This is a genomic window from Candidatus Synechococcus calcipolaris G9 (assembly GCF_029582805.1).
GTDB lineage: Bacteria > Cyanobacteriota > Cyanobacteriia > Thermosynechococcales > Thermosynechococcaceae > Synechococcus_F > Synechococcus_F calcipolaris.
Map to the genome: position 1 here is coordinate 1,777,069 of NZ_JAKKUT010000002.1, position 25,920 is coordinate 1,802,988.

Below are 25,920 nucleotides of genomic sequence, written 5' to 3' on the forward strand. Positions count from 1 at the left end.
ACTTAATTGGCACTGGCTTGGAGCTTGGCTTTCCTCTTGGCAGCAGCTTTAGCTTTTTTGGCTTCCTTCTCCTCTGGACTGGCCCGCAGATCGGCTAGTTTCAACTCCAAGGTACGCAGGGCAGCGGCCCTGGCCTGGTAGTTGCGAATGGACGCAATGGACTCGGTAAAGGCATTGCGGGCAGCGGTTTGGACGGTTTGAGTCCAGGCGGGTAATTCTTTGAAGCCATAGCGGGTGATGCCATCGGCTCCGGTGTGACTGTCTTGGGGTAGGGCATGAAGCAGTTTTGGAAAGGCGCGATCGAGGGTGGCCCAGTATTGAATTGCACCATTGAGATTGGCAGCGAGTCGATCAGCTTGTTGACTAATAGCTTTGTTAGATGCGTTGGGTGGATTGAGTTCCTTTGCCAAGGCGTAATAGGGACTTCCTTGAAAAGAACCAAATATCCGTTTATGCTCTTCCGCCATCGCGATCGCAATCTTCAAGGTTTGCGACAAGTCCGCATCCGTCACATACCGAATCGGCGCAGAGAATTGCTCCCAACTCCAGCCCAAGGGTTTGGCCTTATCCGCACTTAGGCCAGAGATTTGGAAGGTCACGACATAATCAACTAAGTCTTCTAATTTCAGATCAGCGAGCCAGTCAACAATGCGGGGACGATGTTGTTTTTCCGCTGTGAGTAAAAAGGCATCAGCATTGCGCCATATTTGCTTACTGAGAGACAACCGCACAGGCTTATTTTCACGGTAGGCGACTCCACATTCCCACTTTTGGGGTGACACCTGATCTGGTAAGGAATTGCCCATCGTGATCGCCAACTGACTGACCTCACCATTTTCGGGAAACAGCCGCAACCGTCGCCAAGGAAAGGTGAGGTAGCTGATATAGCCTTGGGGTCTTGCTTTCTTGGGTTTGCCGCCATACCCGGTTTCCCAAGCAGGCAGATCCTCTCCTGTCACGGCGCTGGGCATATCTGCTGCGGGGTCATAGCGCATCAGATTGAGCATTAGCGTTTGCTTTAGGGTGCTGCCCCGCACCAGCACATTGGCAGCGTTAATGGTGGGAGTATTCACTGCCGAGCGGTTGCCGCTGGATTGCCCCACATAGAAGGCGCGCAGGCTGGTAATATCCACTCCCTGAAGTCGCACCAGCAACCGAGCAGCTTGGGGGAGGGAGATGCTATAGCCGCTCCATTCATGCTCATGGGAAAACACCTGGCAGGTGCTCATGGTGTGGAGAGCGTAGATGGGTACTGCTTTCTCCAAGGGCAATACGGGATCTTGCATGAAGGGGTGGTCGGTGTGGAGCAGATCAAAGCGATCGCGCCATTTGTTGAGGTCGGCGATCGCCCCCTGCCCGTTATCCTTAAAAATCTCCTCCCAATGGTCTTCATTGCTCGGCCCATGGTAGGCCCGATGGAGGATCGCCAATAGCAGACGATAGATCGCCAGAGTGGTGGGTGGGTTATCGGCCTGGATTTCCCGCAGGCTTTCCCAGGTTTGAAAGAGTTCTACCAGGGAAATCTCTTTAACATGGAAATCCGGGGTCATCACCGGAATCCAGGGTTGATTAACGAGGTTGAAAGACATACTGGAACCTTGTATTTAATACGGTTGGTGGGTAGGCGGAATAACAACGTGCCAGCGATTTGGGCCAATAGGTTTGGCTATCCAGCCGCTTTTTGCGTTCTTGTAGGACTGCCCAGACTGACGGGCGCGATAGAGCGTTGATACAGAAACGTCCAATAAGATGGCCGCCTTCTGGGTTGTACAATCCTTGATCACATTTTTTGGGAAGGCCTGACGCCTCTTGGTAGAGGCTAGAGGTTCTAGCTGACCGGACAAAAGGTTCAATTGATAAGACATGCGGGATACCTTGACTAACGCTCAAGCTGATTGGGTGGGTCTTTGGAGCAAACACTCAGATTCCTTAATCCTCGTTACTGCACCAGCCAAGGCCGTCTTCTTAAATACAATCAGGAAGGACTCAAGATGAGTTGATATCCGTTTTATTTGGCTGGAAGGAAGAAAAACCTAAAGTTTTGGGAAAAGAACAGCGTATTGGCCGGAATGTTTTTGGAGATGTCACCCCCACCACATTTGTGGGGAGAAACGCTTGTAGCAGCGTCTTTCCGGCCAATGCCGTTGGTTCACCCCCACAGGCAATGGGGATATAGATAATGTAGCACGGTTTTCTGCATCCCGCCAACGCCGTCTTGATGAAATCGTAAATTGTCTGAGTTGAATGTCTGAAAGTCATGTGGTGAGCCTCCTTTGGTTTTCTGAATCTTTCTCAATCAGCACCCCCCGCAGGGGATCCAGGGTCAGCCGCCAATCTCCCACCGTCGCTACCCCCTGAGCGTTGACCTCTACACAGCGACAGTTTCTTAGCAAGGCTGATGTCCAGGTTTTTGGGTTTTCCTGAGCCAGTAATGCCGGGACTAGCCCCTTTTTGGAGAGGCGGGTGCTGTGAGCTAACAGCTTTTTGATCAAGGTTAGGTCAGGACGAGTTGTGAGATGGATTGGCTCTTGGTCACTGGGGAAAACCAACCCTGTGTCTGTTCGTTGTAGGAAGATAGTGGCAACCGAAGGCTCACCGAGACGGGTAGCAGCGGCGATCGCACTTTCGTCGTCCTCTTCACCTTTGCGAGTGAAGTCATAGGGCTTCACTTCCCCTTGAGGCGGAGGCAGCTTAATGGCATTGGCTTTTGCTATCTTTTCCTGTTCTTCAGGAGTTAACTCTTCATCGCGTGAAGTTTGCCAATCTTGGGCATAAATGGGTTCTAATTCCTTTGGAATTGGCAGATCTGGGTTGTAAACTGCCCCTATCAGCTCATCAGTTTCCTCTGGAAGTTGAATACTCTGCCGATGCCTCAAAGCTAGCCAACTGCGGAGGAGAATGTGGCGTTCATAGATGTACTTACTGACACCAAATTCTGCCTTGCCGTTGGCGGTAATACTCGGTGCCACGATCCACAATTTTGGGGTGCTTAAGCCTGCTGGTCGCCCGTCCCGCGAATGGCGATGGAGCCGCCCCGATCTCTGCAACAACAAGTCAATGGGGGCAATATCGCTAATCATCAGGTCAAAGTCCACATCCAGGCTTTGCTCAATCACCTGGGTAGCCACCAGAACAAAACGACGGGGGCGATGAGTCTCGCCTTTGCCAAATTTCCGTAAGCAATCTTGCTCAATGCGTTCCCGGTCTTTGAAAAGAAACCGTCCGTGAAAAAGTCCCAGTTCCTCGTTGTCAAAGTAATCCTGTAGTCCTTGGAAAATTGTTTGCGCTCGATTCACCGTGGAGCAAATGACAGCAACACAACCCCCGGCATCTGCCAATACCTGCTGTAAATCCGCCATCCAATCCTCATCCTTGACCCAAGCAATTTCCAGGGCGCGGCACACATGGTCAGAGGCGGCAAAGAATTGGGCGATCGCCTGCCCATTGGCAAAGGCTGTCATTCTCGGGTAAGGAGCCTCTGGTAACGGTGGAACAGGTTGGTTACACCCTGTCGCGTAGGCGGTCAACAACTGTTGCCGGGTGGTGGTGGGCAGCGTTGCCGACAGGGCAATCACTGGGGAACCCAGTACCGCCGCCCATTCCAGAAATCGCTCTAACAATGTGCTGGTGTAGAGGTCGTAGGCGTGAATCTCATCCAGAATGATGGTGCGCCCCGCCAACCCAAAGAGGCGAACAAATTGATGGCGCGATCGCACTACCCCCATCAAGGCTTGGTCTAGGGTTCCAACTCCAAAAGGACTGAGTAAGGTACGCTTCCGCGCCGTGTGCCACTCGCTGGCAAATACCCCCCGACCTTCCTGGTCATAGACCTGTTCCAATCGACAGACGGTTTCTTGATATTCCCCCTTCAGTGCCGCCGCCCCATGGCTGAGGGTGAGATTCACCACGTTGTTGGGGTAACGCTTTTGCAAAAATGCCTGTACCCGCTGAAACATGGCATTACTGGTGGCCTGGGTGGGCAAGCCAATGTAGAATCCCCCTGCGGCTGACTGATGTTGCAGATGATCCGCTAGATACAGGGCCGCTTCTGTTTTGCCCTCCCCCATCGAAGCTTCTACCATTACTAGACAGGGAGCATTCAACGTCTTAGCCTGAGCTTCGGCGTGTTTCTGGAGTTCTCTTGGTACCTTAATTTCAGGAAAAAGCTCGGCAAAGGAGAGGGGTTCTCCTGTTTCGAGGTGACACCATCCCTGGGCTTTGAGGGCTTGCTTCGCCTTCTCGGCTAGCCCTGCCTGATAGCTTTTAAAGGGTTCGTCATTGGCATAGGGAAAGCCTGCTTTCTCGTCTGGATTTGAGGCAATCCAGTCAGATACGGTGGTTAAGCCTGCCAACATCATGGCGGCGGCGTTATCGCACTGGCTGGGCAGATCTTTGGCAGTGATGCCCACAAAATCCCTCAGTTGTTCATAGATATCACGGCGAAATTGCAACCATGTTCCTCGTCCTACATCATCGCTAAACAGAGCTTGGATATCCGCTGAGCCAGGAAAGAAACCATGGTGTCCACCCACAACGACCGCTAACTTTTTGGCTAAACACTTTTGAATCCCTAGCTCCGTCAAAAATTCCGGCAGAGTTGCGGCGGTGACTGTACCGTGGGGTGTTTTCTGTCCTGTTGTGGGATAGCCGTGCCATAGGTCATAGAGAGACTGTCCAACTAATGCTTGTCCCACAGCACTCACCTGAAATTGAAAGGCTGCACTCACCTTACCCAGGTCGTGGCTCCCGGCCATGAAGCCGCAGAAGCGAATCAGGGATTCACCATTGGGTAACCCCAATCCTTTGGCAAGATGCTGACGGGCGATCGGGCTGAGGTGCGATCGCACAATCTCCATCGCCACCGCCGCCGTATCCGCCAGGTGACAAATCACCGGATGGTACTTGGGTTGCCCATCCTCCCGTTTTTCGCCCTGACCTGTCTTTGCCCAAAATCTTGGCTGATTCATTCCCTCTCCTCCTGCTGATATTGAGCTTGTATTCCCCCAATTTCATCCCGCACCATCGCCACCAATGCTGGCGGCCCCAGCACCCGCGCCCCCCTGCCATAAAACAACACCCACCGTTTCACCTCATTCAGCCCCCGTACCACAAACCGCAGCGTCAACGATCCATCCGCGTGTTCCTCAATCTGCTGCGTCGGATGCCAGCGGCGTTCCCGGATATAGGGCGCAGTGGACGGATCAAACCAAATCACCATCTCCTGAGGGACACCCCCCACCTCGTGCTGAAACGCCGAGGCAAAATGGGCTTCGCGGTCAAAGGTGGGGTCAATCTCAAAATGCTGATCCAGCAGCTTGATCGCCTGAATTCGGTCAACGCGAAACCAGCGCGGCTCCTGGCGTTGGTGGCACCAGCCCGTCAGGTAGGGATTACTGCGGGAGAAATGGAGGACGTAGGGATCAACCTCTCGTTCTGACACAGGCTTGCCCGGTGTGGCATAGCGGATCCAAACCCGCTGCTTTTTTTGACAGGCTTCTTCTAAAACCTGCCAAATCGCTGGGCTTAAGTTGATTTCTGCTCCTACCCGAAACATCACCGAATCATCAGCAATTTGCTGCAAATCCACCCATAGTGGTTCGGGCAACCGTTTTGCCAGTTGACGAATAGCTGACTCAAGTTGCTCTTGGTATACTGAACCACTGTAGGACGATAAAATTTTGGCTCCTAAGGTGAGCGCGAAAAATTCTCCCTGGGTCAATGGAATAGAGGGTAAACGCCAGCTTGGATCGGTGTAATGAAATCCTTGTTTGCGGTTCCAGTCAATAGGGGCATCAAAGCGATCGCGCAGGAACTCAATATCATACCGAACTGTTCGGTTACTGACCTCCAACTCTTTCTTTAACTCCACCGTTGTAGTGCGAGGCAGGGTTCGCAGCAGATAATCTATTTTTACGAGGCGTTCCAAACGTCGGGTCATCCTTGCCTTCCATCACTAGCCCAATCCTACTGAGGTGACTCGGCAAAATCATTGCCACCTTAGGAAAACCTTCACAAATCTTTGTATTTTGTATATTGGTTATGCTTATTTGTTAAACCAAACTGAACAATCCTAAGCAATGGACAATCTATGACAACGTTTGTGGCACTAGATTTTGAAACGGCGGACAACGGGCGGGATAGTGCCTGTTCCATTGGGTTGGTGCGGGTGGTCAATTCTCAGATTGTGCAACGGGTTCATTACCTGATTCGACCCCCTCGGCCAATTTTTCGATATACCCATATTCATGGCATTTGCTGGCAGGATGTAATGGATCATCCCACCTTTGGCGAGTTGTGGAGTTCAATCAACGATGTGCTAGAGGGGGCAGAGTTTCTGGCGGCTCATTACGCCTCCTTTGATCAAAGGGTGCTGTATGCCTGTTGCGATCGCCATGGAATTCCCCGCCCCTGCCAACCCTTTATCTGTACCGTTCAACTGGCTCGATCCACCTGGAATATCCGCCCCACCAAACTTCCCAACGTGTGCAATTATCTTGGCATTGCCCTAAACCACCACCATGCCCTATCCGATGCCGAGGCCTGTGCCCGCATTGTTCTGGCCGCAGTCCAGCCCACCATAGCGTGAACCCCGATGCCCCGTTTTCTCCATGTTGCTGATATTCATCTTGGCTTTAACAAATACGCCAATCCGAAGCGTACCCTGGATTTTTTCTACGCCTTTGAGGATGCTTTGCGCCGCTATGCCCTTGCACCCAAGGTTGATTTTGTCGTCATCGCTGGGGATCTATTTGAGGAACGCACCATTGGCCCTGCCACCCTCAGTCATGCGGAACTCTGTTTGGGAATGCTCCACGATGCGGGTATCCCTGTCTTGGCGATTGAGGGCAATCACGACTATCAGCCCTACGGCAGTGGCTCTAGTTGGTTACGCTACCTGAATAGTGCCGAATTACTCTATCTGTTGGAACCGGACGAAAACGAAGACCTTCTCCCCTGGAATCCAGAAGCCAATTGTGGTGGCTATAAAGATCTTGATTGCGGTGTCCGGGTGATTGGTTCTCGCTGGTATGGAGCCAATGCCGCCAAAGCTGTCCAGAGTCTTGCCGAAAAAATAGAAGACCTACCTGCCGGCCCTGAATACACGGTGATGCTATTCCACCATGGACTAGAGGGACAAATCGCCCGCTATCGAGGCGCCCTGCGCTATCAAGAATTGCTGCCGCTCCAAGCCGCTGGGGTCAACTATTTAGCCCTAGGGCATATTCATCGCTACTACGGTGTAGAGGGTTGGATTTTCAATCCTGGGTCTATCGAAGCTAACTCCATTGCTGAAAATCAGGCACAAACACCCCGAGGAGTCCTGCTGGTCAATTTAGACCAAGGCGCGATCGCCACCGAACTGAAACAGGACTATTACCAACGTCCCATTCGCCGTTTTCGCTTAGAGGTACATCCCCACCAAACTGTCAATGAGATTGAATCGGGGGCGATCGCCCTGATGGAGCAAGAAAAAGAGCAAACGAAAGCAGCGATCGTGGAACTACAAATTGAGGGACAGGTGGGTTTCGATCGCCACGAATTAGCCGTTCGCCAACTGCGGGAATGCTTAGAACAGGTGAGTGAAGCCTTTATCTTTTTACTCCGATACGACGTGAACTCTACCCTGTTTGAAACCACCGCCACCGGCGAAGATGGTTTACCTCCCCGTTGTCAAGACATTGAACGAACCGTTTTTACGGATTTTCTGGCAGGCTATGCCCGCTACCGTGATCAGGCGGTCCCCTTAGCCCTGGGCCTGATGGACATCAAAGAACGACTCATCGAGCAACAATCCCCAGAGGCAATCTATGGCTGCGTGGAGCATCTATTAGCCAGGGATTTAGCTAAGAATGAAATTGCCATCCCCACCGATGAAACCGGGCAATAATTGCCTTCTTTTTTGTCGCTAAACCTTGTCGAAAGGACGCTGTGCCCAAACCCTTGCACCATAAAATTACCGCATCTTCCACGGGATGATCGTAGTAGCGGGGTCGTGTCCCTACGGATGTAAAGCCAAAGCCTTGGTATAAATGTAATGCCCCCTGATTACTGGCCCGCACTTCCAGGGTTGCCCACTGGCGATCGCCCCGTTGTTGAGCATCCTTGAGGAGGCCCCACAGGAGACATTGCCCCAGACCCCGCCGCCGATAGTCAGGATGTACCATCAACAGGGTAATGTGGGTTTCCTCTAAAATGCCCCAACTGGCCCCTAACGCCAAAAGTTCCCGTTCCTGTGGCAGGTGATCCATCCCCTGACCATGGATTCCCAAAAGGGTGTGATGGGGCTGGCTCAGTTCTTGGCGATAACTGGCCTCACCCCAAAATCCCCCTAGACACCGCTGATCCAGGGCGATCGCCGCACCTATATCTCCCTCCTGTAAGGGTGCTAAATAAATCTGCATAGCCCTCAATCATTCCCAGAGGAACATCATCGGTGATAATCAGACATCACACCCACCTTCTGACATCTCAACCCCAGCATCTCAATCAAAATTCTAAATGAATCAGTTTAAGTAATGAGTTCAAGACATTTTAGGAGACCCAATGGAATCGGCTAAACCCCTGGCAACCCATCAACCCTTGACCCTATCCACCAAACTAGCCTTTGGGGCAGGAGATCTAGGCACGGCAATCACCGCCAACCTACAGGTCTTTTTCCTGTTGGTTTTTCTCACGAATGTGGCTGGTTTGAATGCAGGCTTAGCCGGCAGTGTCCTGATGATTGGCAAAATTTGGGATGCTATTAATGATCCCGTCATTGGTATGCTCAGCGATCGCACCAAATCCCCCTACTGGGGTCGTCGCCACTCCTGGATGTTTTATGGAGCCATTCCCTTTGGTTTTTTCTTTTTTCTGCTGTGGCTCATGCCCACCACCAATCAATGGTTAGCCTTTGCCTACTATTCATTGATTGCCATTTTATTTAATACGTTTTATACCGCGGTCAATTTGCCCTACTCGGCCCTGACCCCTGAACTCACCAAGGACTATAACGAACGCACCAGTCTGAATAGTTTCCGCTTTGCCTTCTCCATTGGTGGCAGCATTGGTTCCCTACTCTTAGCATTAGTCGTCTTTCAAGCCATTCCTGGACAACAGCAGCAGTACCTAGTGATTGGTGCCATCTCGGCGGTTATTTCCATCTTTCCCATTTACTGGTGTATTTGGGGAACCCGGGCCCGACTCAAGGCCAATGAGGCCGCCAACCCCATGCCAAGCGGCACCACCCTACCTTACCTCCAGCAAATTCGCCTCGTCTTTAGCAATCGCCCCTTTGTCTATGTCATGGGCATCTATCTGTGTTCCTGGTTAGCGGTTCAGATCACGGCTTCCATGATTCCCTTTTTTGTCGGTTCCTGGTTGGGCTTACCCTCCACGGACTACACCATGGTTGCCCTAGCGGTACAGGCCACAGCCATGATCATGCTTTTTGTTTGGAGTGCGGTGAGTCGGCGCATTGGCAAAAAAGCAGTCTATGTCATTGGTATGACCCTGTGGATGATCGCCCAAGCGGGTTTATTTTTTCTGCAACCAGGACAGGGCATCCTCCTCTATGCCTGTGCGATTATGGCCGGTTTTGGCGTATCCACCGCCTACCTGGTTCCCTGGTCGATGATTCCCGATGTGATTGATCTTGATGAACTCAATACCGGACAACGGCGGGAAGGGGTGTTCTATGCTTTTATGGTGTTGCTGCAAAAGGTGGGTCTAGCCCTGGGTCTTTTTCTGGTGGGGCAGGCCTTGAACTTTGCTGGATTTATTTCCACCGTTTCTGGAGAACCTGCTCCCGTACAGCCGGACTCGGCTCTCCTTGCTATTCGCTTGGCCATTGGCCCCATTCCCACGGTCTTCCTGATTGTCGGCATTGTTTTGGCCTATTTCTACCCCATTACTCAAGCGGTACATGGTGAGATTCTGCTAAAACTCCATGCCCGTCGTGAAGGGCAGTCTTAACGCTATGGGCCGGAACCTGGGCTTCAAAGGTTTGCACAGTGGTTACGGCCGTGTTCACCACATTAAACAGGGGGTTGGCTAAAATTCCCGCCAAGGATGTGGCTAAAACCGTGAGAATCAAGCCCACTTGCAGCGGCCGCATCCCAAAGGCCGTCCAGTTGATCACCGGATAGTTTTTGACAATATCAGACATCTCCTGGGACTCTTTGACCACCATCATTTTCACCACCCGGATGTAGTAGTAGATGGATACCACACTGGTGAGCAGGCCCAAAATCACCAGACCATAGGCCCCTGCCTGCCAACCCGCCCAAAACAGATAAATCTTGCCAAAGAAGCCCGCCAAGGGAGGAATTCCCCCCAAGGACAACAGACAGAGGCTCAATCCCAAGGTGAGGAGGGGATCCTTTTGGTAGAGGCCGGCATAGTCACTAATTTGATCGGAGCCTGTGCGTAGGGAAAAGAGAATAACGCAGGTAAAGGCCCCCAGGTTCATAAAGAGGTAAATGAGCAAGTAAAAGAGCATACTGGCATAACCAGCCTCCGTACCGACGATAAACCCAATCATGACAAAGCCCGCTTGACCAATGGAGGAGTAGGCCAACATCCGCTTCATACTGGTTTGGGCTAGGGCAACGATATTTCCCAGAACCATACTGAGAATGGCCAATACCGTAAAAATTAATTGCCACTCACCGGCAACCACAGGGAAGGCGATCGTCAAAAACCGAACGGCTAGGGCAAAACCAGCGGCTTTAGACCCCACGGACAGGAAGGCAACGACGGGGGTTGGCGCACCTTCATAGACATCGGGAGTCCATTGGTGAAAGGGGACGGCGGAGATTTTGAAACTGATCCCAGCAATCACGAACACCAAGGCCATGAGTAAGCCCAAGGACTGGCCAGAGGATAGGGCTGCGGCAATATCGGATAACTGGGTAGAGCCGCCGGATAGACCATAGAGGAGGGAGGAGCCATAAAGAAAAATAGCCGAACTGGAGGCACCGATGAGCAAGTATTTCAAGGCGGCTTCGTTGGATCGGCTATCCCGCTTGGTGTAACCCGTCAGCAGATAAGAGGCAATACTGAGGGTTTCCAGGGATACAAAAATCATCACCATCTCCTCAGCCCCGGAGAGGAACATCCCCCCGACTGTTGCTGTGAGCAAAATACTCATGTATTCCCCTAGGGAACTGCCGGTTTGCTCCACATAACGAATGGACATGAGGATCGTCACAAGGGCTGAAAGGGCAACGATCGCCCGGAAAATCAAACTGAGGTTATCCCCCTGGAAACTGCCTAGGAATGACACCGTATTGGGTTGATTCCAGAGAAATACCATGGCCGCCACCGCACCCAGTAAGCCAGCGATCGCCAGGTAAGGAGTCCAGCGATCGGCGGATCGCCCTTGAATCAAATCCGCCAGCAAAACCAGCAGAAGTGTCACAATAACGATGCTTTCCGGGAGAATTGCTCCCACATTAAGTTGTGCCGCTAATGTTGTCAGATCCATAGGGTAGAGCCACGGTAAAAATGCCAAATGTATCTTAGCCTATTGCCAGCCGTTCTTTGTTGGCTTTACTCCGATTGAGTCCTTGGTTTTGGTACCCATAGGCCAGGGACGTAGATAAAAAACTGATTTAACTCGTAAAGAAGGATATAGATTTACCCAAAGAGTGTAACAAATGGTCGTGAAAGGGCGGGTCTGTGTGAAGTCCGATAACGTCAGGACTAAAGTTAAGGTGGTTGTCCTCGGTATCGGGGGATAATAAAACTATCAAGGTTAGCGATCGCCAAGGAGGATCATAAAATCATGTTTCAACGAATTTTAGCTGCCGTTGATGGCACTGAACTGGGAGAACAAGTTTTCAAGGAAGCCTTATCCTTAGCCAAGGCTAATCAGGGAACCTTAATGCTGATCCATGTTCTCTCGCCTATGAATGAATCCTACCCAGATCCGATTTTTACCTCCCCCGTTGCCACTGGGGTTTATATGGGCCTCCATGAGGAAGTTATGAAAGTCTATACCGAACAGTGGGAAAGTTTTGAGCAAAGGGGATTGGATATGCTGCGAAACCTGACCCAACTCTCCATGGATCAGGGGGTGGCCACTGAATTTACCCAAGCCTTAGGGGATCCAGGGCGAGCGATCTGTAATTTAGCCAAGGATTGGCCCAGTGATCTGATTGTTATTGGCCGTCGCGGCTTAAAGGGACTGAGTGAATTATTCTTAGGTAGTGTGAGTAATTATGTCCTGCACCATGCCCATTGTTCGGTGTTGACTATTCAGGGCATTGGCACTGAGCCAGATCAATAAATCTGGATCAATCAGTGGTGGGCTATGGAATCTCTAACCCCTCCAACTTGAACCTTACGTTAACGGCACTCGGCTGCTAAGGCAGACTCGACTGGCACACCATCGATCTCTAAGACTGTCTCATCTCTTTCTTCGAGTAATTGACAGAGGGTTTTCTCTAGGGGAAGTTCTTCCTGTTCTTGGCCAAAAAGAATGGTGGAAATTTCACTGGTGAAATGTTGCCCTGCTGGGGTGGAATTCATCGGAACAGGTGCCACTGGAGCAATAGAATTACTGGGATTGCTTGGTAGAATCGGTAAGGCCTGATTGATTGAAAGAATTGGGGTTGCTGGAATGGGTAAGGCTTGATTCGTGAGCGTAAATGCCGCAGGAGCCAGACCACTCACAAAAGCCTCTAGGGTAATCAGACCTGCTTCGCCGTTGGTGAGTAAACCAGCCAAGGTAGCAATGCCATTGGCATCGGTGATAGCTGTATTGCCTTGGGTAAAAATTAAAGCAGGGCCACTAGTTTGGCTAAATTGAATAGTGACTCCTGATGCTGGGAAACTAGACAAACTCTCAGCTAACCGAACTTGCAGAGCCGTGGGAACCGTTGAATTCACCAAGGCTTGCTGATTATTGCCTTGCAGGGTTTGGAGTTGATAGTTCACTTCCACTGCTCCTAAGTCAACGATGCCGTTAACAATCCGGGTTGCCCCCCGCTGATCGGTAGTGACAGTGCCGGGAACAGACGCATTTACCCCCGCATTAATGGCCGGACTGCCAAAGACTAAGAGATGGGTTTGGGTGGGGCCGCCATTGTTGGCGAGGGGGCCAATGATTTGACTGGTTGGAACTGAAGGGGCAAAGTAATTGACATTCTCTATACCACTGGAGATCGTGCCACTAATGCCCAGAGTGTTGTTTTGCCCAACAAGGTTATTGCCAGTAAGGTTTAGAGTGCCATTGTTATTAATTTCAGGGCCGGTGGGTGCAGTGTTACCACTAATAAGGCTGTTGGTCACATTGACTGTGCCATTATTATTAAAAATCCCGCCGCCGCTGCCATTAGCCGTATTGCCACTGATGGTGCTGTTGGTCACATTGACTGTGCCATTATTATTAGCAATCCCCCCGCCGCCGCTATTAGTATTAGTAGCCGTATTGCCACTGATGGTGGTGTTGGTCACGGTGAGCATGCCAGTGTTAATAATCCCGCCGCCGGCAGTAGCCGTATTGCCACTGATGGTGCTGTTGGTCACGGTGAGCGTACCATTGTTAAGAATCCCGCCGCCGGTAAAATCACCCGAATTGCCACGCGTAATGGTTAAATCATGCAGATTAACTGTAGTAGTACCCCCTGTAATATTGACCACCCGACGAGTATTTTGACCACTAAGAATAGTACTTGCTGCCCCTTGCCCCTGAATTGTCACATTGCGGTTAAGCGTTAGGGTTGCCCCCTGATAGGTTCCGGCTCCTAAATTAATCGTCCGAGTTCCAGGATGGACGGTAGGATTAGTCGGTAACGCATTATGAACCGCTTGAATCGAGCTAGTGGGCACGGGATCAGTGGTTTCTGGATTCACCTGATTCAGGTTAAACGTCACATTGCCTGTGCCATGGTTAAACAAGCCAGAGTCGCGAATAAACCGCCGCATCGTCAAGGTTAAAGAATTGCCACTCGTCCAAGTAACATTGGTGTTTAGGGTAATATCCCCATTGCCCCCTGTGCCGCCCGCCGTACTGATCGTAACATTATTCGCTAACAAGGCATTTTGGAGAGTCGTTGCAGTTAAAACAGCCGGGCTGTTCGTGGTGTTGAAATTTGGGCTGCCAGAAATATTGTTATCGGATGTAGCATTGATGGTCAAATCAGAAGGGTCTAATAACCAAGTGCCCGTTGTCCCTAGGGGAGCAGTTGTATCCACTCGCCCATGATCCCCTACATGGAGACTTGCAGCCCCCGATGTCTCAACAAAACCACCATCCCCACCCAACTGGCCACCCCGCGCCATAATCGTGCCATTGAAGACCGTGCTATTATCCGCCCAATTAATCACCGTGCCGCCATCCCCTTGGGTCAGCGCATCCGCTGTCATCACGGTGTTGTTGTCCACAAACAGGTGTTGGGCATTGAAACTACTATCTAGGCGACCCGTACCTGCTGTTCCTCCCAGATAATCCCCACCTCCCAGGATCGTGCCACCACCCGTTTCTCCATCGGCTCTCAACTGGGCATTAAGCATTGCCACATTTTGACCGAGGACATTGATCTGTCCGCCCATCCCCTCAGGATTCGAGACATCTATTATCCCTGAGACCACCGCTGTCGCCCCCTCCACCGGCACATTCACCCTATTGGGGTCATGCACCAAACTAATCGAGCCATCGGCATTGTGTACTATACTATTGACCCGTGGATGATCTTCTCCTCCCGTAATCAATCGGGGTAAATCAACGGCTTCAATCACCCCATCTTCCGGGATACGATCCGCCGGAATCTCTAAACTGAGGATCATTCCCTCCTGGGAAATCCGTACCATGCCCGTCTCTGGGATTGCCTGAATCGTGATCGTTCCCCCCGGTGCCGATAGGGTTCCCGTATTGAACACCTGATGACCCATCAATGTTAAATTCTGCCCTGGGCCAACGGCTAAATTCCCTTCATTGACGATAATTCCCGTACTCAGGAACTCAAACCCGGTGGGATTCCCAACAAGGTTGGCGTAGTAGTTAAAGCCATTAGTGTCAAAAATGCCGCCATCAAAATGCACTCGCTGAGCCGTTGAGGCATGGAACGCTGCCGGTACGTTTAACTGGGCATTGGGGCCAAAAACAATTCCCGCCGGATTGAGTAAATAGAGGTTGCTGTTACCTCCCATTACCTGGATTAAGCCATTGATATAGCTGACATCGTCGCCATTCACGCCAGCGAGGATATTGCGAACCCCAGGATTGGATAAAAAATTAGCAATCTGACCCTCATTTAAGCCAAATTGCTGGAATAGGTGAAATAGATTTCTGCCATCCCTGGAAACCGCACCACCACCAATATCAAACTGCTGGCCATTCACCGTGACGACTGTACCTGTACCTCCAACCGCTGGTGTAATCTGGGCTAGACTGGGACGAGGTAAAAATACACCCGAAAAAGCAAAAAGGGAAAGCCACAGGTGAGTCAACTTATGAAGCATTGGAGTGAGCCTTATTAGTGACCCGATCTTAGCCACTCATTTTGCGATCGACAAGACTTCTGTTACATTTCTTTTCATTTGCTTTGACAATCTATTGATTGAGTCTCTGAATCCACTTCTCTAGGTCATTGAGTTCGCTGAAATCCAGCAGGGCATCCCCCAGGGATTCCAATTGCTCTAGGGATAGATGATTGATTTGGGTTGCGAAAGATTCAGGGATGGGCCCGACTCGGCGGGTGAGTAATCGCAGAATAAGTGCGCGTTCGCCCTCTTGCCGTCCTTTGCGTTCCCCTTCCTGAAGAATCTCTTGATAAATCACTGATTCCCGCATCATTCCCTCCCGAAAAATGGTTTGAATAAGCTCCTTCCTGTACTGTAACCCAGCCAATAGTTGAACGACGGTACTCAAGTCCTGCCGCGCTTGGACTGATTCAATTTCACCAATTTTATCCGCGACGGACTGCAATAGGGCTGCTTCATTTTTTGTTTTACCCAAGACCGCAAAAGGAAGCAGGGGCGGAATCCTAAAAAATTGATTGGGGTCTTCTTCCCAGAGTTTAATCACTCGATAGCGATGGGTCGTTGTTGGTAGTTCAAACGCATCAGGCACATGAACCTTTGTTCGCCGTAGCAAGATCAAGACCTGGACAATCTCGCAGTGATAGTTGCGATAGAGTCTCAGCCAATAGTCCAGCATCCGCAGAGGCAATGTCGGTTCTGGCTCGACTTGAAATTCTAAATGGAGAATACAGTTCTGGGTCTGCACCAATGTTACGGAATCGGCGCGGATCGGTTCCAAGTTCAGTTCTGTTTTCAGGATTGAAACATCTTCTGAGGAATCATTCAGGAGCCACTGGGTAAAAGCGGTGGGATATTTTTCGGCTAGGTATTTACAGAGGTTGTCACGCATTTTCCTGTTTTAGGAAATAGATACGGTTGGCATTGGCTGACAAAGTTGATTTTGAAAATCTAATTCTTGATTAGCAACCTGGGCGATCGCCCCGACCATGATTTCTGCCACAGACATGCCTTGGTCATACTGTTTTAGCCACTGTTGGGCTTGGTTGCCTTCCCGGAGAATTTTCTTAATTGGGGTGAGGAAGCAACTAAACCCTTGGCCCTTGGCAATTCCCCAAACCTCGTCGTATAACTGGGCAATCCAATCCGCCGCTAGAATTTCCCGTCCATCCTGCCAGTGGTGAAGTTTGGCTTCTAAGCTATGGCGGGCTGCTGCCGCTTCATTGGTATCGGCTAATTGGGCCAGTTCTGTGGCGTTAAGCTGACTCGTTTTCAGGGGGTCAAGTCCTGGTTGATCCATTAATTGCAATAGACGAGCTTCTAGTAGTGCCGTAATGGCTAACAGATCAATCGGATCGGTGACTAGATCACAAATGCGTAATTCCAGACGATTTAAGTCGTAGGGACGGCGATCGCCATTGGGTCGGACGGCACTCCACAGGTGTCGAACATTCTGCATCGTGCCAATATCTAACTGTTCCTGAGTCCAATCAATAAAATGACGATGACTGGTAAACAGAGGTACGGCAACAGGGGTCTTGGGAAATAGGGCCCAGCGGGTGGAATGATACCCAGTCACCTGACCATCTAGAAAGGGAGATGCGGCACTCAGGGCTAAAAAGAGGGGAGCCTCAACCCGAATCAGCCGACAGGCCTGGATTAACTGCTCTAGATCACCTATGCCAACATTAATATGAATACTTGCGGTGACAACCTTTGTGCCGTAGGTTTGCTCAATGTAGCTATGGTACGGATTTTGGGGATCGGAACGATAAAATTGTTGGCTATTGCCCAAGCTGAGGGTACTGCCCGGTACCAAGGTATAGTCCCCCAATTGGTGCAGATAGGCCCGCAGTTGAAAACGAGGACGGAGGAGATCACAAAGGGCCTGATCGTAGAGGTAGAGGGGGGCAGTGGTATATTCCACATTGCGACTGTCAGGTTCGCGCACAAAACCGGATAGATCCCGGACAATGCGATCGGATAGCCCAATAATCTCGCCCTGGGGGGTTCCGGTATAGATTTCGACTTCAAATCCTTTGGATAGCACCGCGTCTCTCCCCTGGAAAAACAATTTCTCTTATTTTCGCACTCAGATCCGTCGGTCTGTCTACACCCAAGGGATGCAATCCCAATGGTTGCTCTCCTAATCTGGCGATCGCTGGTATTTTGGTGAAATCAACTATAATAAAAAAACCCTTTATTTTTTTTCATAAACAATTGTGTTAGCTACTGCTTTTCCTGTATCGGTTTCCCCTATTCCCACGGATATTGTGGGGGCGATCGCCCAATTAAAGAAAGACCTAAATGCCGTGATTTTGGCCCACTATTACCAAGAGGCGGACATCCAGGACGTAGCGGACTACATTGGCGATTCCCTGGGTCTATCCCGTCAGGCTGCTCAGACCCCAGCGGATGTGATTGTTTTTGCCGGGGTTCACTTCATGGCCGAGACGGCGAAAATTCTGAATCCTGATAAGTTGGTGTTACTGCCGGATTTAGAGGCGGGTTGCTCCCTTGCCGATAGCTGTCCGGCGGATCAATTTGCCCAATTTAAGGCAGCCCATCCCGAGCATCTGGTCATTTCCTACATCAATTGCACGGCTGAAATTAAGGCCCTCAGTGATATTATTTGCACCAGTTCCAATGCCGTTTCCATTGTGGAGCAATTACCGCCGGAACAAGGAATTATTTTTGCCCCCGATCGCAACCTTGGTCGCTATGTCATGGCCCAAACTGGCCGGGAGATGGTGCTATGGCAGGGGAGTTGTATTGTCCATGAAACCTTTTCAGAGCGTAGAATCATTGAACTGAAAGCGGCCTACCCAGAGGCAGACGTGATTGCCCATCCAGAATGTGAGGAGCCTGTTCTCCGCCATGCCCAATTTATTGGTTCAACGACCGCCCTACTGCACCACACCCAAACCAGCGATCGTCAGGTTTTTATCGTGGCAACAGAGCCAGGGATTATCCATCAAATGCAGCGGCAAAATCCCCACAAAGTCTATGTTCCGGCTCCTCCCAGTAATCGTGCCTGCAATTGTAATGAATGCCCCTTCATGCGGCTCAACACCCTGGAGAAACTCTATCTCTGCATGAAAAACCAGCAACCTGCCATTGAGATTGCCCCAGAGATTCGGGCAGCGGCCCTCAAACCCATTCAGCGAATGCTAGAAATGTCTGCCTAGCCGACGGTGGCCGAACAGGATCGCAAGGAATAGTCCACAAATCACTCCTAGGGTGAGGACAACACCAAAGGGTAAGTGAATGGATTGCCAAAACCCAAAATGAATGCGGACAGGGGTGGCATTCTGGACGGAGACAATGGCGATCGCCCCCATCCATAGGGCCATGATCATCAAAAAGACAATTCCTTTCATAAAAGAGTGCTATTGCTCAGCAAATCATTTGGTTTTGGTCTTGTCTAGTTTTTCAATCGCTTCTTCAGTGCGATCGTGGGGATTCAAGGGGGAAAACCCGGGAAATGTGCCACGAATAACATCATTCATTCCCTCGCGGGTGGCCGTACTCAGACCACCGAGGGGTTCCGGCAAAATGCGATCGCCAAAGCCAATATAAACAATACTCAACAGGAGGATCGGTACAATTAAGTCTTGAATACGCATTAGGCCCATGGGAAGATCCTCGTCACGGCTATTTATGGTTCTAGTGTACAAGATTCCCCCTTTATGCTATAGAATGCTTAATTTATTTATGAACTTTAATTTATTTATGGACTTTTTTATGGGTTTTAATGAACTGATAGGCGAGGGCGATCGCCTGGTCATTGATGGTATGGCCCATGGTGAGTTCCCGGTAGGTGCATTTAAACCCAGCTTGGTTGAGGCGATCGCGGCTATCTTGGGCCGCCTGAACCGGAATCACAGGATCCTGGTTGCCATGGATCATCAAAATCGGGGGAGAGGGTTCACTCCTGGGGAGCGATCGCAACCAATAGCCACTAAAGACGACTAGGCCCGCAAAGGGATACTTGAGGCCCACCTCTAGGGTCATGACTCCCCCCTGGGAAAAGCCACCTAAGATTGTGCGGCTCAGATCAATATCCTGGGTTGTCAACCATTGCTCTAGGAGACGACAACTATAGTCAATGGGGGCTTCATCCCCTGCCGCTGGCCCAGGTTCTCGAGGGGGTTCCCCATGGGGATCCCTCACCGTTCCATCCTCCTGGAGGTTCAATTCGTACCACATTCGTCCCCCTGGCACTAAGGGATGGGGAAAGGGAGCATTGGGGGTAAACCCTTGACCGTCCGGGGCAAGAAGGGGAACCAGGGGCAGTAAATCAGCGGCATTGGCCCCCCAACCATGGAGCAAAATCAGCCAATAGGGGGGATCCGCTTGGGGCGGCTGGGGAAATCCTATCACCTCAAGGATGGTATCGGGATCAGACATCAAAAAAACCTCAGGAACGTCTTAGTAGATTAGCGATCGTCCCGAACAGATTCCGAGGCGGGGCTATCCATGGGGGCTGGATGCTCTAGCTTTTCATGCCATTGAATGTCAGGCATGGCCTCAAATGCTTGCCGTAATGAGGTTTCCCAAAATTTACGCACCTTGACGAGGAAGGGATCCCCAAGCACAAACTCTGCCCGGTGTTTGACTAAAAAGCTATCTGCTTCGTACATCACCATACTAAAGGGCGGCCCCACCGAAATATTGGATTTCATTGTCGAATCTAGGGACAGTAGCGCGCACTTCGCCGCCGCCGTAGCCGAGATTTCATAGTTTAGGGTGCGATCGAGAATGGGTTTACCATACTTGGTTTCACCAATCTGCAAAAAGGGAGTTTCCGGCGTGGCATGGAGAAAGTTCCCCTGACTATAGATCAGATAGAGAACGTGCCCCTCACCGCGAATTTGACCACCGAGGAGAAAGGTACATTGATAGTCAATTTGATCCTGCTGGAGCCACTGGCGATTGGAATCCGTGACTTGGCGCATTTTGCCGCCGATATAGCGGGCGATCTCATACATATTGGGCAAGGTGTGTAAACTGATTTCTGCCTGGCCCTTTAAGTCCCGCTGCATCAGGGTTAAGACCTCTTGGGTCATTGCCAAATTACCCGCAGAAGAAAGGATAATCGCTCGCTCTCCTGGTACGGAAAAGTCAAAGAGCTTTTGATAGGTAGAAATATAGTCAACCCCAGCATTTGTGCGGGAATCCGCCGCCATCACCAGGCCAGTACGGGTAATAATTCCTAAGCAATAGGTCATACAACTCCTAGAGTGCCAGCTACATTACGTTCTATACCACTTTTTTTCTATACCACTTTTAAGTGGAATATATTACGCCTAGGGAATCCAACGATGCTGGCAGGGGATCGGGATTAAATTTCAAAGTTAAACCCTTGTTGTTTAAGGGCCTCGTATTTTTGTGGATCAAACTGATACAGCCTTGCTGCTCGATGGGGAACATTATCTTGGATTTCATCCAGTTCAATGAGTAGATGCATCTTTAATATCTTTTTGCGAAAATTACGTTTGTCTAAGGGCTGCCCCAGAATTTTCTCATAGAGTTTTTGCAGTTGGGTAAGGGTAAACTTTTTGGGTAAGAGTTCAAAACCAATGGGTTCCCGCCGCACTTTTCCCTGGAGGCGATCGCTGGCCATGGTCACAATTTTATCGTGATCGAAGGGGAGCTTCGGAATTTGCCGAAAGGGAAACCAAGCCGCATCTCTGGCATCGGTGGCAGCCTGGATGTGATGATCCCACAGATTTACTAATCCGTAATAGGCAACTGTCACCACCCGCTCCCGTGGGTCTCGATCGCGATCGCCAAAGGCATAAAACTGCTCTAGGAAAATGTTTTCGATACCCGTTTCTTCCTGAAGTTCCCTCTGCGCCGCTTCATCTAGGGTTTCGTCTAGGCGCACAAATCCCCCTGGTAGGGCCCACTGGCCGCCAAAGGGGGGTAGGTCCCGCTGAATCAATAGGATCTTAATATCTTCGTCATCTAGGCCAAAAACGACACAATCCACCGTTAATGCCGGCCGCGGATATAGATAGGTATAGGGCATCGGTATTTAGGACAATTCGATAGTCGAGCTTTCACCGTTTAGCATCTCACATCAGGTATTCCAGCGGCTTAATATGCCCTGTTGCGCTACCAACTTCTCAAGGCGTTCATCTACGTCCCAATAATATTGGCAATCTTTATCGTCTTATAGATTACTTGCCATCATGTGTAATTATGCTATCTTCTCAGCATGATCTCATAGTGTGAGCGACTTTGCGAATTTTTCGAGATGGCCATCATAAAGGCGGGAATTTGGAGGAATGGGTCTTTGTCTAATAGCTGTAGTCACTTCCCAGACTAAACTAGCGTCTGTTTTTGTTTCAATTTTGTCAGTCAATCAGGGGGAATAGGGGAAAATGACAGACCCATTTGAACTAATGAATTGGCATAAAAAAACAAAATATCCTTTCATTCTGCTGATTCTTTTGATGGTTGCGGGGGTTTACTTTTTCGTTTACGCCACAGGCGGAGTCAAGTATGTATTTCCGCATTCGATGTACTTACCAATTATCTTTTCTGCCATTGTTTTTGGGATAGCAGGAGGGCTACTATCTGCAATATTAGGGGGCATAGTTTTAGGCCCATTCATGCCCATAGACACCATGACGGGTGAAACGCAACAGACGATTAATTGGCTGTACCGGATGGGCTTTTTCGCACTTGTTGGTTCGATCGTAGGCTTTGCCAGTGATCGGATGCTTTTCTACGTAAAACAAATCAAATGGCTTGCCAATTATGACTCAACAACTGGACTACCTAATAGAATTTCGATGGAGAACTTTATTCAGAGTTTACCCGATCTATCCGAAAAAAACCGTTGTTCACATTTCTTACTAGGTATTGCACTGTCGAACGCAGACGAAATTGAAATGCATTTTGGGGCAAATGCTGTTAATCAAGTATTTTCCCATCTAGCCTGTTTAGCCAGCAGTGAATTGCCCAGCAACCCTTCTGTGTACCGTCTAGGCCACAATTGCCTTGGGGTAGTGTTGTTGGAAACTACCGAAACCGATATGAGGCAGAAGACGGAGAATCTGAAAAAAGCACTTCAAAAGCCGTTCGCCTTTGGTAGTCTGCACCTTCATGGCGATATTTACCTCGGAAGCGTGGTGCTAGAAAGTGCCATCAATGAGCCTGGAAAATATATTGAAAAAGTACGCTACGCCGTATCAGAAGCAACCGCAAAAAAACAGCAAGGTGAGATCGTTGTCTGCTCTGAACACGATGCGAGAATACGAGAAAATATTGAGTTACTGGGCGAACTGATGGATGGATTGCAAGCTGGGCAGTTAACCATGCACTATCAACCCAAGGTAATCACGCAAACCGGCTATATTTATGGTGCCGAGGCACTGATGCGCTGGAATCACCCTGTTCGTGGAAAGATACCCCCAAACCTATTCATACCCCGTGCCGAAGAAAGCACACTCATTGATCAAATCACCTATTTTGCAATGGATCAGGCACTAGGCCAAATCGCAACGTGGGAGCAAAATGGCCTGAAAGGTATGCAAATAGCGGTGAACATCTCAACACGTAATCTAATGAGTCATGATTTCGACAAAACGGTTCGCCAGTTACTAGATAGCCACGGTGTAAAAGGAGAAAATCTGGAGCTGGAAATTACCGAGAATTCGTTCATGGAATATGTTGAAAGCAGTCTCGAAAAGTTAACTACACTATCTAAGTCGAATATAGTTTTATCAATAGATGATTTTGGTACGGGGTATTCATCCCTACAGTACCTAGCCAAGTTGCCTATTTCCGTCATCAAGATCGATCAAGCCTTTATTCGCGGTTTACCAAACAATGTTGGAGCAAAATATATTGTGGAAGCAGCCATAAATTTGGCACACAAGTTGGATATGAAGGTTGTTGCGGAAGGGGTGGAGACCTTAGGCGCATACGATTTTCTTAGAAATGTAGGTTGCGACATAATACAAGGGTATTATGCCAGTCGCCCGATTACGGCCGGTGAATTCAATACACTGTACCAGGAATGTGGCGGTCGGCTTTTGCAAGTCTAGACCTACGCACTAACCAAATTACGCACTAGCTAAATATTAGGTGTCGTCACCCAAGTTAGGATACTGCATACTTAAAATTACTTCTATCCTATGGCTGCAATCCCTGAGCAAGAAAAAGCCCATCACCTACGGCAACTCCTCCAGGAGGCCAGCTACGCCTACTATGCGCTGGATCAGCCCATTATGGAGGATGCCGTCTATGACCAGTTATATCGGGAGTTGGCAACCCTAGAGGCAGACTATCCCGATCTGATTACCCCCGACAGCCCAACCCAACGGGTTGGTGAAAGGCCGGCGAGTCAATTTGTCAGCGTGACCCACGGCACTCCCCTCTACAGTCTTGAAAATGCCTTTAGCTGGTCAGATATGGTAGCCTGGCGCGATCGCTGGCAACGGTATTGGCGCAGTAATCAGGGGGACTTACCGGAAGATAGGAGCTATGGCTGTGAACTCAAAATTGATGGAGCCGCCCTAGCCCTGACCTACGAAAATGGCTGTTTAGTGCGGGGTGCAACTCGGGGAGATGGTATCACTGGCGAAGATATTACGAGCAATGTGCGTACCATTCGCTCCATTCCCCTCCGTCTCAATTTAAGGGAGCCGCCCCCCCTACTGGAAATTCGAGGAGAGGCATTTTTACCCCTTGATGTGTTTCATCAGATCAACCGCGATCGCCAAGATCAGGGAGATCCCCTTTTTGCCAATCCCCGCAATGCCACCGCCGGTACCCTACGCCAACTGGATAGCCAAATTGTCTCCCAACGTCAACTGGATTTTTTTGCCTATACTCTCCATGGGCCCAAGGGTTTTCTTCTGTCCCTGGAAACCCAAATCCAATGCCTAGAAGCCCTAAAACAGATGGGTTTTCGAGTAAATCCCCACTGGCAGCACTGTTCTACCCTAGAAGTAATCCAGGCCTACTACGATCGCTGGCAAACCGATCGGCTTTCCCTGCCCTATTTAACCGATGGGGTGGTGATCAAACTCAATGCCATGCACCTGCAAGAAGGTCTGGGGTTTACCCAAAAATTTCCCCGCTGGGCGATCGCCTGGAAGTATGAACCGGAACAAGCCATTACCCAGGTTCTCAATATCAGTGTCAATGTAGGGCGTACCGGTGCCCTCACCCCCGTGGCCGAACTCAAGCCTGTCCAATTAGCCGGAACCACCGTGGCCCGAGCTACCCTCCACAATGGCGATCGCCTGGCCCAATTAGACCTTCACATTGGCGATACCGTGGTTATTCATAAAGCCGGAGAAATTATCCCCGAAGTCCTGCGCGTCTTTCCCGAATTGCGACCCCAGGATGCCTGCTCCTTTCAACTACCGGATCACTGCCCGGAATGCCATGAACCCGTTGTCCAGCCCAAGGATGAAGCCGTTAGTCGTTGCATTAATACCGATTGTCCCGCCATTGTCCGGGGGGCCATTGTCCATTGGGTAAGCCGGGATGCCCTAGATATTGATGGCATGGGGGAAAAACTGGTACGCCAATTAGTGGTAACGGGCCTAGTCCATACCCCAGCGGATCTCTATGGTCTGACCCTTGAGGAGTTAGCCGGGTTAGAGCGCATGGGGCAAAAGTCCGCCGCCAATGTTTTCAACGCCATCGATCGCTCCCGTGAACGGCCCTGGAGTCGGGTGTTGTATGGCTTAGGCATTCGCCATGTCGGAGTCGTCAATGCCCAACTGCTCAGTGAAACCTTTCCCAGTGCCCCTAGTCTCGCCCAAGCGGAACAGGGGGCGATCGCCCAGATCCATGGTATTGGCCCAGAAATTGCCCAGTCCGTTTACCAATGGTTTCGGATTCCCCGCCATCAACACCTAATTCAATCCCTAGAAAAAGCCGGACTAACCCTCGCCACCGCCTCCCCAGGCCTATCCCAAACCCCTGAAATTGACCCAACCCTGAGGGGCAAAACCTTTGTGATCACCGGAACCCTGCCCACCCTCAGTCGTGATGAAGCCAAAAACTTGATCCAAAACCATGGCGGCAACGTCAGCGACAGCGTTAGTAAAAAGACAAATTATCTTGTGGTGGGTGAAAAAGCAGGCAGCAAACTCAAAAAAGCCACCACCTTGGGCATCACCTGTCTCAATGAAACAGAACTTTTAGAAATGCTGCGTTGACACTCCCCGACGTCAACTGGATTGAGAAATGCTGGGGGTGGTTAAAAACAGAATTCGCAAATGCTTACCCTATGCCCAGAACCTACGATCTGCAATGGAACAAGGACTTAAGTACCCACTGTCCCATACCAGTTTTTAGGGCAATGTAACCCCCTTAACACGCAATGCTCGAGAAGTTTGCTAATTTTAATCCTATTAAGTCCAAGTTGACTTACTCCTTTCGTTTGTCTGTTCAAGCCATTCGTACGATCGCAGTCAACCAGTC

General features: G+C 50.2%; 20 protein-coding genes. 7 read left to right on the forward strand and 13 right to left on the reverse strand.

Features of this window, described 5'->3' with window-relative positions; all coding sequences use genetic code 11:
* Positions 1-2: 2 nt before the first annotated feature.
* The 3 genes from casA to L3556_RS11615 form a co-directional block, all read right to left on the reverse strand.
* Positions 3-1,589, reverse strand: coding sequence for a type I-E CRISPR-associated protein Cse1/CasA (gene casA / locus L3556_RS11605; protein WP_277867430.1), 1,587 nt, complete (start codon positions 1,587-1,589; stop codon positions 3-5).
* Positions 1,590-2,255: 666 nt separating this feature from the next.
* Positions 2,256-4,967, reverse strand: a complete 2,712-nt coding sequence (gene cas3 / locus L3556_RS11610; protein WP_277867431.1) for a CRISPR-associated helicase Cas3' — start codon at positions 4,965-4,967, stop codon at positions 2,256-2,258.
* Positions 4,964-5,938: a helix-turn-helix transcriptional regulator gene (locus L3556_RS11615; RefSeq protein WP_277867432.1), complete on the reverse strand. Its 975-nt coding sequence runs from the start codon at positions 5,936-5,938 to the stop codon at positions 4,964-4,966. The genes cas3 and L3556_RS11615 overlap by 4 nt, the downstream gene beginning before the upstream one ends.
* A gap of 150 nt (positions 5,939-6,088) precedes the next feature.
* Between L3556_RS11615 and L3556_RS11620 the strand changes: the two genes are divergently transcribed.
* Positions 6,089-6,586: a 3'-5' exonuclease gene (locus L3556_RS11620; RefSeq protein ID WP_277867433.1), complete on the forward strand. Its 498-nt coding sequence runs from the start codon at positions 6,089-6,091 to the stop codon at positions 6,584-6,586.
* A 6-nt stretch (positions 6,587-6,592) separates the two neighbouring features.
* The gene (locus L3556_RS11625; RefSeq protein ID WP_277867434.1) at positions 6,593-7,888 is read left to right on the forward strand and encodes a metallophosphoesterase family protein; all 1,296 of its coding nucleotides are present in this window, start codon (positions 6,593-6,595) and stop codon (positions 7,886-7,888) included.
* Here the strand turns inward: L3556_RS11625 and L3556_RS11630 are convergent.
* Positions 7,845-8,402, reverse strand: a complete 558-nt coding sequence (locus L3556_RS11630; RefSeq protein WP_277867435.1) for a GNAT family N-acetyltransferase — start codon at positions 8,400-8,402, stop codon at positions 7,845-7,847. The genes L3556_RS11625 and L3556_RS11630 overlap by 44 nt on opposite strands.
* A 142-nt stretch (positions 8,403-8,544) precedes the next feature.
* Between L3556_RS11630 and L3556_RS11635 the strand changes: the two genes are divergently transcribed.
* A complete protein-coding gene (locus L3556_RS11635) occupies positions 8,545-9,954 on the forward strand; it encodes an MFS transporter (protein WP_277867436.1) in 1,410 nt (469 codons plus the stop codon).
* Here L3556_RS11635 and L3556_RS11640 read toward each other — a convergent pair.
* Complete coding sequence (locus L3556_RS11640) at positions 9,890-11,467, reverse strand: NAD(P)H-quinone oxidoreductase subunit N (RefSeq protein ID WP_277867437.1); 1,578 nt, start codon at positions 11,465-11,467, stop codon at positions 9,890-9,892. The genes L3556_RS11635 and L3556_RS11640 overlap by 65 nt on opposite strands.
* A gap of 300 nt (positions 11,468-11,767) precedes the next feature.
* Here L3556_RS11640 and L3556_RS11645 point away from each other — a divergent pair, with 300 nt between their 5' ends.
* Positions 11,768-12,271 (forward strand): universal stress protein, encoded by a 504-nt coding sequence (locus tag L3556_RS11645; RefSeq protein WP_277867438.1) that lies wholly within the window; start codon positions 11,768-11,770, stop codon positions 12,269-12,271.
* A 59-nt stretch (positions 12,272-12,330) separates the two neighbouring features.
* Here L3556_RS11645 and L3556_RS11650 read toward each other — a convergent pair whose 3' ends face one another.
* From L3556_RS11650 to gshA, 3 genes are all read right to left on the reverse strand, one after another.
* Positions 12,331-15,447 (reverse strand): two-partner secretion domain-containing protein, encoded by a 3,117-nt coding sequence (locus L3556_RS11650; RefSeq protein WP_277867439.1) that lies wholly within the window; start codon positions 15,445-15,447, stop codon positions 12,331-12,333.
* Between the two features lie 91 nt (positions 15,448-15,538).
* Positions 15,539-16,357 carry an Rpn family recombination-promoting nuclease/putative transposase gene (locus tag L3556_RS11655; RefSeq protein WP_277867440.1) on the reverse strand — a complete coding sequence of 273 codons (819 nt, stop codon included), beginning with the start codon at positions 16,355-16,357 and terminating at the stop codon, positions 15,539-15,541.
* Positions 16,358-16,366: 9 nt separating this feature from the next.
* Positions 16,367-17,515, reverse strand: coding sequence for a glutamate--cysteine ligase (gshA, locus tag L3556_RS11660; protein ID WP_277867441.1), 1,149 nt, complete (start codon positions 17,513-17,515; stop codon positions 16,367-16,369).
* 172 nt (positions 17,516-17,687) lie between these two features.
* On the opposite strand from gshA, the gene nadA reads away from it, so the two are divergent.
* Complete coding sequence (gene nadA, locus L3556_RS11665) at positions 17,688-18,653, forward strand: quinolinate synthase NadA (RefSeq protein ID WP_277867442.1); 966 nt, start codon at positions 17,688-17,690, stop codon at positions 18,651-18,653.
* Here nadA and L3556_RS11670 read toward each other — a convergent pair.
* The 5 genes from L3556_RS11670 to L3556_RS11690 all read right to left on the reverse strand — a co-directional run bounded on the left by L3556_RS11670 (position 18,636) and on the right by L3556_RS11690 (position 21,499).
* Positions 18,636-18,845 carry a LapA family protein gene (locus L3556_RS11670; RefSeq protein WP_277867443.1) on the reverse strand — a complete coding sequence of 70 codons (210 nt, stop codon included), beginning with the start codon at positions 18,843-18,845 and terminating at the stop codon, positions 18,636-18,638. The two genes, nadA and L3556_RS11670, sit on opposite strands and share 18 nt — an antisense overlap.
* Before the next feature lie 24 nt (positions 18,846-18,869).
* Entirely contained in the window at positions 18,870-19,100 is a 231-nt protein-coding gene (locus L3556_RS11675) for a hypothetical protein (protein ID WP_277867444.1), read from the reverse strand.
* Positions 19,101-19,191: 91 nt separating this feature from the next.
* Entirely contained in the window at positions 19,192-19,875 is a 684-nt protein-coding gene (locus L3556_RS11680; protein WP_277867445.1) for an alpha/beta hydrolase, read from the reverse strand.
* A 29-nt stretch (positions 19,876-19,904) separates the two neighbouring features.
* Positions 19,905-20,696, reverse strand: coding sequence for a proteasome-type protease (locus tag L3556_RS11685; protein ID WP_277867446.1), 792 nt, complete (start codon positions 20,694-20,696; stop codon positions 19,905-19,907).
* Between the two features lie 113 nt (positions 20,697-20,809).
* On the reverse strand, positions 20,810-21,499 hold the full coding sequence (locus L3556_RS11690) for an NUDIX hydrolase (RefSeq protein ID WP_277867447.1): 690 nt from the start codon (positions 21,497-21,499) through the stop codon (positions 20,810-20,812).
* Between the two features lie 355 nt (positions 21,500-21,854).
* Here L3556_RS11690 and L3556_RS11695 point away from each other — a divergent pair, with 355 nt between their 5' ends.
* Together L3556_RS11695 and ligA are read left to right on the forward strand one after the other, a co-directional pair.
* Positions 21,855-23,525, forward strand: coding sequence for a putative bifunctional diguanylate cyclase/phosphodiesterase (locus L3556_RS11695; protein ID WP_277867448.1), 1,671 nt, complete (start codon positions 21,855-21,857; stop codon positions 23,523-23,525).
* Positions 23,526-23,615: 90 nt separating this feature from the next.
* Complete coding sequence (gene ligA / locus L3556_RS11700) at positions 23,616-25,655, forward strand: NAD-dependent DNA ligase LigA (RefSeq protein WP_277867449.1); 2,040 nt, start codon at positions 23,616-23,618, stop codon at positions 25,653-25,655.
* Positions 25,656-25,920: the final 265 nt, after the last annotated feature.

What these genes read in the sequence shown, in the direction of transcription:
- casA (WP_277867430.1), bottom strand. Translation starts at nt 1,589, where the DNA reads ATGTCTTTCAACCTCGTTAATCAACCCTGGATTCCGGTGATGACCCCG.
- cas3 (WP_277867431.1), bottom strand. Translation starts at nt 4,967, where the DNA reads ATGAATCAGCCAAGATTTTGGGCAAAGACAGGTCAGGGCGAAAAACGG.
- L3556_RS11615 (WP_277867432.1), bottom strand. Translation starts at nt 5,938, where the DNA reads ATGACCCGACGTTTGGAACGCCTCGTAAAAATAGATTATCTGCTGCGA.
- L3556_RS11620 (WP_277867433.1), top strand. Translation starts at nt 6,089, where the DNA reads ATGACAACGTTTGTGGCACTAGATTTTGAAACGGCGGACAACGGGCGG.
- L3556_RS11625 (WP_277867434.1), top strand. Translation starts at nt 6,593, where the DNA reads ATGCCCCGTTTTCTCCATGTTGCTGATATTCATCTTGGCTTTAACAAA.
- L3556_RS11630 (WP_277867435.1), bottom strand. Translation starts at nt 8,402, where the DNA reads ATGCAGATTTATTTAGCACCCTTACAGGAGGGAGATATAGGTGCGGCG.
- L3556_RS11635 (WP_277867436.1), top strand. Translation starts at nt 8,545, where the DNA reads ATGGAATCGGCTAAACCCCTGGCAACCCATCAACCCTTGACCCTATCC.
- L3556_RS11640 (WP_277867437.1), bottom strand. Translation starts at nt 11,467, where the DNA reads ATGGATCTGACAACATTAGCGGCACAACTTAATGTGGGAGCAATTCTC.
- L3556_RS11645 (WP_277867438.1), top strand. Translation starts at nt 11,768, where the DNA reads ATGTTTCAACGAATTTTAGCTGCCGTTGATGGCACTGAACTGGGAGAA.
- L3556_RS11650 (WP_277867439.1), bottom strand. Translation starts at nt 15,447, where the DNA reads ATGCTTCATAAGTTGACTCACCTGTGGCTTTCCCTTTTTGCTTTTTCG.
- L3556_RS11655 (WP_277867440.1), bottom strand. Translation starts at nt 16,357, where the DNA reads ATGCGTGACAACCTCTGTAAATACCTAGCCGAAAAATATCCCACCGCT.
- L3556_RS11670 (WP_277867443.1), bottom strand. Translation starts at nt 18,845, where the DNA reads ATGAAAGGAATTGTCTTTTTGATGATCATGGCCCTATGGATGGGGGCG.
- L3556_RS11675 (WP_277867444.1), bottom strand. Translation starts at nt 19,100, where the DNA reads ATGGGCCTAATGCGTATTCAAGACTTAATTGTACCGATCCTCCTGTTG.
- L3556_RS11680 (WP_277867445.1), bottom strand. Translation starts at nt 19,875, where the DNA reads ATGTCTGATCCCGATACCATCCTTGAGGTGATAGGATTTCCCCAGCCG.
- L3556_RS11685 (WP_277867446.1), bottom strand. Translation starts at nt 20,696, where the DNA reads ATGACCTATTGCTTAGGAATTATTACCCGTACTGGCCTGGTGATGGCG.
- L3556_RS11690 (WP_277867447.1), bottom strand. Translation starts at nt 21,499, where the DNA reads ATGCCCTATACCTATCTATATCCGCGGCCGGCATTAACGGTGGATTGT.
- L3556_RS11695 (WP_277867448.1), top strand. Translation starts at nt 21,855, where the DNA reads ATGACAGACCCATTTGAACTAATGAATTGGCATAAAAAAACAAAATAT.
- ligA (WP_277867449.1), top strand. Translation starts at nt 23,616, where the DNA reads ATGGCTGCAATCCCTGAGCAAGAAAAAGCCCATCACCTACGGCAACTC.